Genomic DNA, 12,203 nt, shown 5'->3' with positions numbered 1-12,203 from the left:
GCGTCAACCGCTGTTGCGCAGCGCGGTGGCCAGCCCGCTCATCGTCAGCAGGATGCCGCGCTGCACGAGTTCGTCGTCGTCTCCGGACCGGTACCGCCGCAACAGTTCCACCTGCAGGTGGTTCAGCGGTTCCAGGTAGGGGAACCGGTTGAACACCGAACGGGCCAGCGCCGGGTTGTCCGCGAGCAGGTCGTCGTGTCCGGTGATCAGCGCGAGCATCCGGATGGTGCGGTCGTGCTCGGCGACGATCTTGTCGAACACCCGCGCCCGGAGCTCGGAGTCCTCGACGAGCTCCGAATAACGTGCTGCCAGACCGAGATCGGCCTTGGCCAGCACCTGCGCCATGTTCGACAGCACCGTGGCGAAGAACGGCCACCGCCGGTAGAGGTCCTGCAGCACACCGAGGCGGTCCTCCTCGTGCTCGGGGTCCTCGGTGATGAACTGCTCGAAGGCCGAGCCGGTGCCGTACCAGCCGGGCAGCATCACGCGGGACTGGCTCCACGCCAGCACCCAGGGGATCGCGCGCAGGTCGGAGATCGACGTGGTGGGCTTGCGGGACGCGGGCCTGCTGCCGATGTTGAGCGCCCCGATCTCGCTGACCGGGGTGGACGCCTTGAAGTAGTCGACGAAACCCGGCGTCTCGTGCACGAGTTCGGAGTAGGCCCGTTGCGCGCGGGCGGCCAGGTCGTCGAGCACCTCGTAGGCGGGTTCGGCGGCGTCGCCGAGGCCCTCGACGTCGAGCAGCGTCGACTCGAGCGTCGCGGCGACCAGGGTCTCCAGATTGCGGTGCGCGATGCGGGGTTCGGCGTACTTCGCGGCGATCACCTCGCCCTGTTCGGTGATGCGCAGGGACCCGTTCACCGCCCCCGGCGGCTGCGCCAGGATCGCGTCGTAGCTCGGGCCGCCGCCACGGCCGACGGTGCCGCCGCGACCGTGGAAGAGCCGCAACCGGATTCCGGTCTTGCGGGCCGACTCGACCAGGTCGAGCTCGGCGCGGTACAGCGCCCAGTTCGCCGCCAGGTACCCGCCGTCCTTGTTGGAGTCGGAGTAGCCGAGCATGACCTCCTGGTGGTCGTCGCGCGCCGTCACCACCGCTCGGTACAGCGGCAGGTCCAGCGCCGCCTCCAGGATCGAGGCGCCCCGCTGCAGGTCGTCGATGGTCTCGAACAGCGGCACGATGCCGACGGGCGCGTACACCTGCGCCCCCTCGTCTCCGCCGACCACGCTGAGCAGGCCCACCTCTTTGAGCAGCAGCGCGGCCTCCAGCATGTCCGACACCGACTGGCACATCGAGATGATGTAGTTCGGCACCGCTTGCGGGCCGTACACGTGCACCGCGCGAGCGGCGGCCGCGACGATGCCGAGCTCCTTGCGCGCCAGCTCCGAGAGGTCGGCCCCGTCGCGGGTCAGCGGCCTGCGGGTGGCCAGCTCGGCCGCCAGCAGCTCGACGCGCTCCGTTTCGGACAGCCCTGCGTAGTCCTGGTGTACCCCGGCCCATGCGAGCAGCTCGGCGACCACTTCCTCGTGCACGTCGGAGTTCTGCCGCATGTCGAGGCCGGACAGGTGGAAACCGAAGACCCGCACCGCTTCCCGTAGCCGGGCCAGCCGGTCGTCGGCGAGCACCGCCGAGCCGTTGGACCGCAGCGAGGCGTCCACGACGTCCAGGTCGGCCGACAGCTCGGCGGGCGTGCCGTACCGCTGCAGGCCGAGGTCGAGTTCGTGTTCTGGCCGGCGGTCCAGGATGTCGGCCGCGGTGGCGGTCAGCCGGCCGTGCACGACGCGCAGCGCACGACGGTACGGTTCGTCGGCGCGGGCCGCCTCGTGACACGAGTCGGCCAGCGCGGCGAGCTCGTCGCTGATGCCGACCAGCCGGGCGGACATGGACAGCTCCTGCTCGAGTGCGGTGAGTTCGGTGAAGTAGTGCGCCAGTGCGGTGTAGGCGGCGCTCGACGTCGCCAGGCGGACCACCTCGGCGGTGACGTTCGGATTGCCGTCGCGGTCACCGCCGATCCACGAACCCGGCCGCAGGATCGGTTCGGTGAGCAGCTGCGCGTCTGGCCAACGCGCCTGCAGCGCGCTCCGCACCTCGGCGTTGACCTGCGGGATGACGTCGAAGAACGCCGACGCGTAATACCGCAGCCCGGTCTCGATCTCGTCCTGGATCTTCAGCCGCGACAGCCGGATGAGCGCGGTCTGCCACAGCGTGAGGATGTGGCGGCGCAGTTCGGGTTCGATGTCCCGGCCGGTGTCGGTGACGCTGTGGCCGTGCAGGCGCAGCCGCATCAGCTCCGTGATCCGGTGCTGGGTGTCGAACACCGTCCGGCGCCGGGTCTCCGTCGGATGCGCGGTGATCACCGGGGCGACGAGGGCTCCGCTCAGCGCGTCGGCAACGGTGGCGGAGTCCAGTTCGGCCGCATCGAGTTTGAGGTAGGTGGCGGCCAGGCTGCTGCTCTGTGGCGGTTTACCGGCCGCCATGTGGACAGCCCGCCTGCGCTCGCGGTGGATGTCCTCGGCGACGTTGGCGAGCAGCGCGAAGTGGGTGAAGGCGCGGATGACGGGGATCGCCCGGCGCACGTCGATGCCGTCGAACAGATCGGCCAGCTCCGCGCGGTCGATCTCGGAGCGGCGGACCCGGAACGATCCGACCCGGGCGCGCTCGACGAGGTCGAAGACGTCCTCGCCGTTCTGCTCGCGCACCGTGTCGCCCAGCAGCGTGCCGAGCAGCCGGATGTCCTCGCGCATCGGTTCGGTGGCCTCGCGGCCGCCCTGGGTGCGCCGCACGGACCCGATCGGGGCGAGCGCGGTGTCGGACTCACTCATCGGTCCAGTATCGGTCGCCGGCACCGGCGCCGCATCGTGAGAGCCGGTCACGCGACCGGCGCCACCCTCGACTGGCTAGGCGTACTTGATCTGCAGGCCGACGCCGATGATCGACACCAGCCAGATGCCGACGACGAACAGCGTCAGGCGGTCGAGGTTCTTCTCGACGACGGTGGAGCCGGACAGGCTGGACTGCACGCCGCCACCGAACAGGGTGGACAGACCGCCGCCCTTGGCGCGATGCAGCAGCACCAGGAGCACGACCAGCAGGCTGGTCACGATCAGGATGATCTGCAGGGCCATTTCCATGGCGGCCAGACTACAGGTCGCCGCCGGTCAGTCGCGAATTGCCCGTCAGGGCAGCGGGCCGCCCGCGGCGATCGCCGACAGCGTGGCGAACTGCTCGCCGTCCAGCGACGCCCCGCCGACCAGCGCGCCGTCCACGTCGGCCTGCCCGACGATCTCACCGACGTTCTTGGCGTTCACCGAGCCGCCGTACAGCACGCGGACGCCCGCGGCCACCTGGGGAGACGCCAGACTGCCCAGCTCATCGCGGATGGCCTTGCAGACCTCCTGCGCGTCGGCCGCGCTGGCGACCCTGCCGGTGCCGATCGCCCACACCGGTTCGTAGGCGATGACCGCCTGGCCGATCTGCTCCGACGTCAGCCCGGCCAGCGAACCGCGCAGCTGTTCGACGTTGTGCGCGACGTGGTTGCCCGCCTCGCGGACGTCCAGGTGCTCGCCGATGCAGATGATCGGGGTGATGCCGTGCCGGAACGCGGCCGACGCCTTCGCCGCGACCAGCGCGTCGTCCTCGTGGTGGTAGGTGCGCCGCTCGGAGTGCCCGACCACCGCGAAGCTGCAGCCCAGCTTGGCCAGGAAGGCGCCGCTGATCTCCCCGGTGTAGGCCCCGGAGTCGTGCTGGGAGACGTCCTGCGCACCGTAGGTGAGCCGCAGCTTGTCGCCGTCGACCAGGGTCTGCACACTGCGCAGGTCGGTGAACGGCGGGATGACGGTGACGTCGACCTTGTCGAAGTACTTGTCGGGCAACGAGAATGCGATCTTCTGCACCAGCGCGATGGCCTCGAAATGATTGAGGTTCATCTTCCAGTTGCCCGCGATGAGCGGCTTACGGCTCACTGGCCACCCTCCAGAACCTCGATACCGGGCAATGTCTTGCCCTCCAGATACTCCAGCGACGCGCCGCCGCCGGTGGAGATATGGGAGAACCCGTCCTCGGCGAGACCGAGTTGTCGCACGGCCGCCGCGCTGTCGCCGCCGCCGACGACGCTGAACGCGCCCTTGCCGGTGGCCCCGATGATCGCCTCGGCGACGCCCTTGGTGCCCGCCGAGAACGCCGGGAACTCGAAGACGCCCATCGGCCCGTTCCAGAAGATGGTCCTGGCGTTCGACAGCAGCGCGGTGAACCGCTTCACCGACTCCGGGCCGATGTCCAGGCCCATCTTGCCGTCCGGGATCTTGTCGGCGGCAACGATTTCCGCCGGGGAATCGGCGGCGAACTTCTCCGCGACGACGATGTCGACCGGCAGGTGGATGACGTCGGCGTAGGTGTCCAGCAGCTTGCGGCAGGTGTCGATCATGCTCTCCTCGAGCAGCGAATCGCCCACCGGGACGCCTTGGGAGGCGAGGAATGTGAAGCACATGCCGCCGCCGATCACCAGGCTGTCGGCCTTGGTCGCCAACGACTCGATGACCGCGAGCTTGTCCGACACCTTCGAGCCGCCCAGCACCACGGCGTAGGGCCTGTCGGTGGAGCTGGTGAGCTGCTCGAGCACCTTCACCTCGGTGGCCACCAGGTTGCCCGCGTAGTGCGGCAGCAGCGTGGCCACGTCATACACCGACGCCTGCTTGCGGTGCACCACGCCGAAGCCGTCGGACACGAAGGCGCCGTCGTCACCGACCAGTTCGACCAGTGCCTTGGCGAGCTTCGCCCGCTCCGCGTCGTCCTTGCTGGTCTCCCGCGCGTCGAAGCGGATGTTCTCCAGCAGCAGCACATCGCCGTCGGTGAGTCCCTCGGACCGTGCGAGCGCGTCCGAGCCGACCACGTCGCCGGCCAGCTGGACGTGCCTGCCCAGCTGATCGCTGAGCGCCTTGGCCACCGGCGCCAGCGAGTACTTCGGATCCGGGCCGTCCTTGGGACGGCCGAGGTGCGCGGTGACGACGACCTTGGCTCCCGCGTCCGACAGCGCCTTGAGCGTGGACACCGACGCGGTGATGCGCCCCGGGTCGGTGATGTTGCCGTCGTCGTCCAGCGGGACGTTGAGGTCGGAGCGCACCAGGACGCCCCGACCCTCGACGCCGTCGTTCAGCAGATCGTCGAGCGTTCTGACGGCCATCGCGACTAGAGGGACTTGCCGACGAGCGCGACCAGATCGACCAGGCGGTTGGAGTAGCCCCACTCGTTGTCGTACCAGGAGACGACCTTCGCCTGGTTGTCGATGACCTTGGTCAGGCCAGAGTCGAACAGCGAGCTGTGCGGGTCGGTGACGATGTCACTGGACACGATCGGGGCGTCGTAGTACTTGAGGATGCCCTTGAGCGGCCCGTCGGCGGCGGCCTTGAACGCGGCGTTGATCTCGTCGACCGTGCCCGGCTTGTTCAGCTCCGCCGTCAGGTCGGTGACCGAGCCGGTGGGGATCGGCACCCGCAGCGCGTAGCCGTCGAGCTTGCCCTTGAGTTCGGGCAGCACCAGGCCGATGGCCTTGGCGGCGCCGGTCGAGGTGGGCACGATGTTGATGGCGGCGGCGCGGGCCCGGCGCAGGTCCTTGTGCGGGCCGTCCTGCAGGTTCTGGTCCTGGGTGTAGGCGTGGATCGTCGTCATCAGGCCCTTGACGATGCCGAACTCGTCGTTGAGCACCTTGGCCAGCGGGCCGAGGCAGTTCGTGGTGCACGACGCGTTGGAGATGATGTTCTGGCTGCCGTCGTACTTGTCGTCGTTGACGCCGAGCACGATGGTGATGTCCTCGTCGCTGGCCGGCGCCGAGATGATGACCTTCTTGGCGCCCGCGTCGAGGTGGCCCTGCGCCTTGTCGCGCTTGGTGAAGATGCCGGTGGACTCGACGACGACGTCGACGCCCAGGTCGCCCCACGGCAGGGCCGACGGGCCCTCCTTGATGGACAGACCCTTGAGCTTGTGTCCGCCGACGATGATCTCTTCGCCGTCGACCTCGACGTCGTAGGGCAGCCGACCGAGGATCGAGTCGAACTTCAGCAGGTGCGCGAGCGTCTCGTTGTCGGTGAGGTCGTTGACGGCCACGATCTCGATGTCGGTGTTCTTGCCCTCCTGCTTCTGGGCGTCCAGCGCGCGGAAGAAGTTTCGCCCGATGCGGCCGAAGCCGTTGACGCCTACCCGGATGGTCACGTGGTTCTCCTCTTGATCGCCTCTGGTGTGGTACTCGAAGGCCAGCCTAATGGGGCGGCCGATGGGCCGCGCGGGCTGGTCAGTGCAGCGCCAGGCGCTGGTCGGCGTACGGATTGCCGAGCCATTTGCGGCGGATTCCCTGCAGGGTGCCGTCGGCCTCGAGTTCGGCCTGCGCGACGGTGATCCGGCCGAGCAGCCGCTGGTCGCCGGCGGCCACGGCGATCGCGATCTCGTCCGTGGTCAGTCCCTTCTGGACGACCTCGACCCCGCGGGCGTGCTTGACCAGTTCGGTCAGCACGGGAGCGAGCTTCATGAAGGAGTCGCAGCCGCCGGTGGTCAGGTCTTCGAGTGCGGTCTCGACGTCGCCGTATTCGTAGCGCTTCACCGCCGCGGCCCTGCCCTCCTCGACGAGGCGCTGGGCGATCGGCTCGCTGGTGTTGCCCTGTTGCACGCCGATGGTCAGCCCGTCGAGGTCGTCGACGGAACGCACCCGCGGCAGCCGTGCGGTGTCGACCGCGAGGGCCTGCCCGCTGATCAGGTAGGGCGGCGCGAATGCCGCCCTGGCTTCACGCTCGGGTGTGATCGTCGTGCCCGCGGCGACGCAGTCGAACTCGCCGGCGGCGAGCGCGTCGAAGATGCCGTCGAATTCGGCGCCCTCGTAGCCGACGAACTCGACCGTGTCGCCGAGGTGCTCGGCGACCGCGGTCATCAGGTCGATGTCGAGGCCTGCGGGACGGCCGTCGTCACCGGCCATGCCGTTGAAGGGTGGATCGGGAAAGGCCACGCCGACCCGTAGATTGCCCATGCCGCCACGGTAACGAAGTCGCACCGTCCGCGAGCGCACGGTTGTTCGCATCGCCACTCGGCGTTTCCGTGCATCATCCGTGCGCTCGGCGGTCACGGTGACGTCGGCCAGCAAATACCCACGCGCCGAATCCGTGCGCTCGGCGGCATGGGCGTGGGTCAGGCGTCCTCGAGCAGGTCGGGCGTCACCGCGGACTCGGTGTCGGGGATGCCGTCCTGCTTGGCCTTCCGGTCGGCCATCGACAGCAAGCGTCGGATCCGGCCTGCCACAGCGTCTTTCGTCATGGGCGGGTCGGCCAACCGGCCGAGTTCCTCGAGCGACGCCTGCCGGTGCTCCACCCGCAACCGGCCGGCCGCCGACAGGTGGTCCGGCACGGTGTCACCCAATATGTGCAGCGCCCGCTCCACCCTGGCGGCCGCCGCGACCGCCGCCCGTGCCGAGCGCCGCAGGTTCGCGTCGTCGAAGTTGGCCAGCCGGTTCGCGGTGGCGCGGACCTCGCGCCGCATCCGGCGCTCCTCCCACGTCAACCGGGTGTCCTGAGCGCCCATCCGGGTCAGCAGCGCACCGATGGCCTCGCCGTCGCGCACCACCACCCGGTCGCTGCCCCTAACCTCGCGCGCCTTCGCGCTCACCCCCAGCCGGCGGGCCGCACCGACCAGCGCCAGCGCCGCCTCGGGCCCCGGGCAGCTCACCTCGAGCGCCGAGGAGCGACCCGGTTCGGTCAGCGATCCGTGCGCGAGAAACGCACCGCGCCAAGCGGCTTCGGCGTCGCCGACGCTGCCGCCGACCACCTGGGCCGGCAGCCCGCGCACCGGGCGGCCACGGAGGTCCAGCAGGCCTGTCTGTCTAGCCAGAGCCTCGCCGTCCTTGGCCACCCGTACCACATACCGGGTGCCCTTGCGGATCCCGCTGGCCGACAGCACGTGCACCACCGCGTTGTAGCCGTAGAGGTCGTGGATGTCCTTGCGGAGCCTGCGGGCGATGATGCCCAGGTCGACCTCGGCCTCGACGACCACCCGCCCCGACACGATGTGCAGCCCACCGGCGAAGCGCAGCAGGGCGGCCACCTCGGCGCGGCGAGCGCTCACCGAGTTGACCACCAACCGGCTCAGCTCGTCCTTGACCTCGGCTGTCATCGCCACGGGTCGTCACCTCTCGGTCTGTTCACGGTCGGTGTGGGCACCGTCGGCATCTGCACATCGGGGGCCGGAGCCACCCCTCGCAAGCGGACACCCTCCAGTGCCGCGGCCAGTTTCGCCGGGTCATGTAAAGGTGTACCAGGTCTACACACGTCAGCAAACTCCACGCGAGCCTCGAGGATGGTGGCGGTGCGGCTCAGTTGCTCACGCTCGCGGTCGCTCGGCACCCGGGTGGCGTCGACGATGATGTCGTGCGCGGTGAAGTCCGGCGCATGTTGGGCGAGCACGTGGATGTGCCGCTCCACCGAGAAGCCGGCGGTCTCCCCCGGCTCGGCCGCGAGGTTGAGTACCAGCGCCCGCCTTGCCGAGGTGGCGCGCAGCGCAGCCGCCAGGTCCGGCACCAGCACATGCGGGATGACGCTGGTGAACCACGAGCCCGGGCCCAGCACCACCAGATCGGCGCTCATGATCGCGTCCACCGCCTGCCGGGTCGCCGGCGGGTCACCCGGCAGCAACCGGACCCGGCGCACCTTGCCGACCGTCGTCGCGATCGCCACCTGACCGCGGATCACCCGGCTCATCCGCGGATCGGACTCCAGGCCCGCGACGTCGGCCTCGATCTGCAATGCGATCGGGCACATCGGCAGCACCCGGCCCTTCAGTCCGAGCACCCGGCCCAGCTCGTCGAGCGCGGCGACCGGATCGGCGAGCACCTCGCTGAGACCGGCCAGCATCAGGTTGCCGATCGGATGGCCGGCCAGCGCGCCACTGCCGCCGAACCGGTGCTGGATGATCGTCGCCCACAGCCGTCCCTGCGGGGTGTCGGATGCCAACGCCGCCAACGCCATCCGCAGATCGCCTGGCGGAACCACGTCCAGTTCGCTGCGCAGCCGCCCCGACGATCCGCCGTCGTCGGCGACCGTGACCACCGCGGTGACGTGATGGCTGAGGCGGCGTGCCGCGGACAGCGTCGCATACAGGCCGTGCCCACCACCGAGCGCGACGATCCGCGGGCTCATTCGCGCCCCAGATCCCGGTGCAGCACCCGCACCGTCAGCCCGTCACCGCCTTGCAGCCGCCCGGCCAGCGCCTCGGCCATCGCGACGCTGCGATGCTTGCCGCCCGTACATCCGATGGCGACCGTCATGTAGCGCTTTCCCTCCCGGCGGTAGCCCTCGATCACGACGTCCAGCAACCGATGGTAGGTGTCGAGGAACTCGGCGGCGCCCGGCTGCCCGAGCACGTAGTCGCGCACCGCCTCGTGCTGGCCGGTGTGCGGACGCAGGTCGTCGACCCAGTGCGGATTCGGCAGGAACCGCACGTCCATCACCGTGTCGGCATCCATCGGCAGGCCGTACTTGTACCCGAACGACTCGACCGTGACGCTCGTGTGGGCGACGGTCTCGCCACCGAACGCTCGCTCGATGCTCTCGCGCAGCGCGGGCACCGACAGCTTCGAGGTGTCGATCACCAGGTCGGCCGTCGCGCGCACCGCGGCCAGCAGCGCCCGTTCGGCGGCGATGCCCTCGGCCAGCGTCTGGTTGCCCTGCAGCGGATGGCTGCGGCGGTTCTGTTCGTAGCGCCGCACCAGGATGTCGTCGGACGCCTCGAGGAACAGCACCCGCGGTCTGATGTTGCGGGTCGCCAGATCGCTGCGCACCCAGTCCAGGTCGCCGGTGAAACCACGCGACCGGACGTCCATCACCACCGCCAGCTGCGTGATGCGGGAGCCGGCGGCCAGGCCCAGCTCGACCATCCGCGCGATCAGCTCCGGCGGCAGGTTGTCGGCGACGTACCAGCCGAGGTCCTCGAGCACCTTGGCCGCCGTTCCGCGACCCGCCCCGGACAGCCCGGTCACCAGCACGACGTCGATGCCCGATTCCCCGCCCGACTCGTGAACCACCCCGTCGTCCTGCAGTTGTCCGCTCATCCCTGACTCTGTCATCCCGATGCCCTGGCCTGATCATCCTCGACAACGGCTGTGGGCACAGCGGAATCGGCCGCCGCGCCGCCGAGCGCCTCCAGCACCGCCTTCGCCGTCGCCGCGCCGATCCCCGGCACCGCGGTGATCTCCTCGACGGTGGCCTCCTTCAGCTTGGCCACCGAACCGAAGTGGGTCACCAGCGCCTTGCGCCGGTGTTCGCCCAGCCCACGCACCGAGTCGAGCGCCGACGCCGTCATCCGCTTGGACCGCTTGCTGCGGTGATAGGCGATGGCGAACCGGTGCGCCTCGTCGCGGACGCGCTGCAGCAGATACAGCCCCTCGCTGTTGCGCGGGAAGATCACGGGGTCGGGTTCCGCGGGCACCCACACCTCCTCGAGCCGCTTGGCCAGCCCGACGACGGCGACGTCGGTGACACCGAGGTCGTCGAGCACCGCCTGTGCGGCGTTGACCTGGGGTGCGCCGCCGTCGACGACGAACAGGTTCGGCGGGTAGGCGAAGCGCCGCGGCCTTGCCGTGCCCGCGGCGTCGGTCGCCTCCGGCGCGTCCGGCGCGTCCGGGGTCTCCGTCGGGGGCCGGGTGTCGTGCAGATGGCGGTAGAAGCGCCGCCGGGTGACCTCGGCTATCGACGCCACGTCGTCGGAGCGCCCCTCCCCGGCGGCCTCCCGGATCGCGTAGTGGCGGTAGTCGGACTTGCGCGGCAGCCCGTCCTCGAAGACCACCAGCGAGGCCACCACGTCGGTGCCCTGGACGTGGCTGATGTCGACGCACTCGATGCGCAGCGGTGCGTCGGCGAGCCCGAGGGTGTCCTGGATGCTCTGCAGCGCAGCGCTTCTCGCGGTGAAGTCACCGGCTCGCTTCAGCTTGTGCTGTGCCAGCGCGTCCATCGCGTTGCGTTTGACGGTCTCGGCCAGCGCCCGCTTGTCACCACGCTGGGGCACGCGCAGCGACACCCGCGACCCGCGCAGCCCCGACAGCCATTCCGCCAGTTCGTCGGCGTTGTCCGGCAGGCACGGCACCAGCACCTGACGTGGCACCGGGTTGGTCGCCTCGTCCTTGCCGCCGTCGCCGGCCACGCCCAGCTCCGCCTGGTCGCCGTAGAACTGGGTGAGGAACTGTTCGACCAACCGCTCCTCGCCGGATTCGCCGGGGTCACCGGACTTCTCGACGATCCAGCCGCGCTGGCCGCGCACCCGCCCGCCGCGGACGTGGAAGACCTGTACCGCCGCCTCGAGCTCGTCGTCGGCGAATGCCACCAGGTCGGCGTCGGTGCCGTCTCCGAACACGACGGTCTGCTTCTCGAGCGCCCGCTTCAGCGCGCCGATGTTGTCCCGTAACCGCGCCGCGCGTTCGAAGTCCAGCTGCCCGGCGGCCTCGGCCATCTGCTGTTCCATGTCGCGGGCCAGCCGGTCGGTCTTGCCCGCCAGGAAGTCGCAGAAATCCAGCACGATCCGGCGGTGTTCGTCGGCGCTGACCCGGCCGACGCACGGCGCCGAGCACTTGTCGATGTAGCCGAGCAGGCAGGGCCGGTCGATCTGCTTGTGCCGCTTGAACACTCCGGCCGAGCAGGTGCGCGACGGGAACACCCGGGTGAGCAGGTCGAGGGTCTCCCGGATCGCCCAGGCGTGCGAGTACGGACCGAAGTACCGCACCCCCTTGCGCCGCGGGCCCCGGTAGACCATCAGCCGCGGGTACTCCTCGTTCAGCGTGACCGCCAGCACCGGGTAGGACTTGTCGTCGCGGTAGCGGATGTTGAACCGCGGATCGAACTCCTTGATCCAGAGGTACTCCAGCTGCAGCGCCTCGACCTCGGTGGTGACCACGGTCCACTCGACCTTGGCCGCGGTCGTCACCATCTGCCTGGTGCGCGGCGCCAGGCCGGCGATGTCGGCGAAGTAGGAGTTCAGCCTGCTGCGCAGGCTCTTGGCCTTGCCGACATAGATCACCCGGCCGTGCGGGTCGCGGAAGCGGTAGACACCCGGCTCGACGGGTATCGACCCGGGCGCGGGTCGGTACGTCGCTGGATCGGGCACGGTTTCCAGGTTACTGCCGCAGATCCGGCGGGCAGGAGCGGAGCGACTCGGGGACAAGCACCTGTGACTCCGCTAACGTCGA

The 12,203-nt window shown here is 69.9% G+C and carries 10 protein-coding genes; all 10 read right to left on the bottom strand.

Features of this window, described 5'->3' with window-relative positions; all coding sequences use genetic code 11:
• Nucleotides 1–3 precede the first annotated feature (3 nt).
• The 10 genes from ppc to uvrC all read right to left on the bottom strand — a co-directional run bounded on the left by ppc (nucleotide 4) and on the right by uvrC (nucleotide 12,121).
• A complete protein-coding gene (gene ppc / locus O6P37_RS12005) occupies nucleotides 4–2,820 on the bottom strand; it encodes a phosphoenolpyruvate carboxylase (RefSeq protein WP_269894283.1) in 2,817 nt (938 codons plus the stop codon).
• A 75-nt stretch (nucleotides 2,821–2,895) separates the two neighbouring features.
• Nucleotides 2,896–3,129 carry a preprotein translocase subunit SecG gene (gene secG / locus O6P37_RS12000; RefSeq protein WP_264013812.1) on the bottom strand — a complete coding sequence of 78 codons (234 nt, stop codon included), beginning with the start codon at nucleotides 3,127–3,129 and terminating at the stop codon, nucleotides 2,896–2,898.
• A gap of 45 nt (nucleotides 3,130–3,174) precedes the next feature.
• Complete coding sequence (gene tpiA / locus O6P37_RS11995) at nucleotides 3,175–3,960, bottom strand: triose-phosphate isomerase (RefSeq protein WP_269894282.1); 786 nt, start codon at nucleotides 3,958–3,960, stop codon at nucleotides 3,175–3,177.
• Complete coding sequence (locus O6P37_RS11990; protein ID WP_269894281.1) at nucleotides 3,957–5,177, bottom strand: phosphoglycerate kinase; 1,221 nt, start codon at nucleotides 5,175–5,177, stop codon at nucleotides 3,957–3,959. The genes tpiA and O6P37_RS11990 overlap by 4 nt, the downstream gene beginning before the upstream one ends.
• A 5-nt stretch (nucleotides 5,178–5,182) precedes the next feature.
• Nucleotides 5,183–6,202 carry a type I glyceraldehyde-3-phosphate dehydrogenase gene (gene gap / locus O6P37_RS11985; RefSeq protein WP_269894280.1) on the bottom strand — a complete coding sequence of 340 codons (1,020 nt, stop codon included), beginning with the start codon at nucleotides 6,200–6,202 and terminating at the stop codon, nucleotides 5,183–5,185.
• 79 nt (nucleotides 6,203–6,281) lie between these two features.
• Complete coding sequence (locus O6P37_RS11980) at nucleotides 6,282–7,007, bottom strand: ABC transporter substrate-binding protein (protein WP_269894279.1); 726 nt, start codon at nucleotides 7,005–7,007, stop codon at nucleotides 6,282–6,284.
• A gap of 158 nt (nucleotides 7,008–7,165) precedes the next feature.
• Nucleotides 7,166–8,143, bottom strand: a complete 978-nt coding sequence (gene whiA, locus O6P37_RS11975) for a DNA-binding protein WhiA (protein ID WP_264013881.1) — start codon at nucleotides 8,141–8,143, stop codon at nucleotides 7,166–7,168.
• A complete protein-coding gene (gene yvcK, locus O6P37_RS11970) occupies nucleotides 8,140–9,165 on the bottom strand; it encodes a uridine diphosphate-N-acetylglucosamine-binding protein YvcK (protein ID WP_269894278.1) in 1,026 nt (341 codons plus the stop codon). The genes whiA and yvcK overlap by 4 nt, the downstream gene beginning before the upstream one ends.
• The gene (gene rapZ / locus O6P37_RS11965) at nucleotides 9,162–10,076 is read right to left on the bottom strand and encodes an RNase adapter RapZ (protein ID WP_264013806.1); all 915 of its coding nucleotides are present in this window, start codon (nucleotides 10,074–10,076) and stop codon (nucleotides 9,162–9,164) included. Before rapZ ends, yvcK begins: the two co-directional genes overlap by 4 nt.
• Before the next feature lie 11 nt (nucleotides 10,077–10,087).
• Complete coding sequence (gene uvrC / locus O6P37_RS11960; protein WP_269894277.1) at nucleotides 10,088–12,121, bottom strand: excinuclease ABC subunit UvrC; 2,034 nt, start codon at nucleotides 12,119–12,121, stop codon at nucleotides 10,088–10,090.
• Between the last annotated feature and the right edge of the window lie 82 nt (nucleotides 12,122–12,203).

This window comes from Mycobacterium hippophais (genome assembly GCF_027529605.1).
Classification (GTDB): domain Bacteria; phylum Actinomycetota; class Actinomycetes; order Mycobacteriales; family Mycobacteriaceae; genus Mycobacterium; species Mycobacterium arseniciresistens.
The sequence above is the reverse complement of the archived record's forward strand: the minus strand, read 5'-3'. Positions and strand labels throughout refer to the sequence as shown.

Bases quoted from the DNA above. Each gene is read 5' to 3' on its own strand.
- ppc (WP_269894283.1), bottom strand. From the start codon at position 2,820: ATGAGTGAGTCCGACACCGCGCTCGCCCCGATCGGGTCCGTGCGGCGC.
- secG (WP_264013812.1), bottom strand. From the start codon at position 3,129: ATGGAAATGGCCCTGCAGATCATCCTGATCGTGACCAGCCTGCTGGTC.
- O6P37_RS11990 (WP_269894281.1), bottom strand. From the start codon at position 5,177: ATGGCCGTCAGAACGCTCGACGATCTGCTGAACGACGGCGTCGAGGGT.
- O6P37_RS11980 (WP_269894279.1), bottom strand. From the start codon at position 7,007: ATGGGCAATCTACGGGTCGGCGTGGCCTTTCCCGATCCACCCTTCAAC.
- whiA (WP_264013881.1), bottom strand. From the start codon at position 8,143: ATGACAGCCGAGGTCAAGGACGAGCTGAGCCGGTTGGTGGTCAACTCG.
- yvcK (WP_269894278.1), bottom strand. From the start codon at position 9,165: ATGAGCCCGCGGATCGTCGCGCTCGGTGGTGGGCACGGCCTGTATGCG.
- rapZ (WP_264013806.1), bottom strand. From the start codon at position 10,076: ATGAGCGGACAACTGCAGGACGACGGGGTGGTTCACGAGTCGGGCGGG.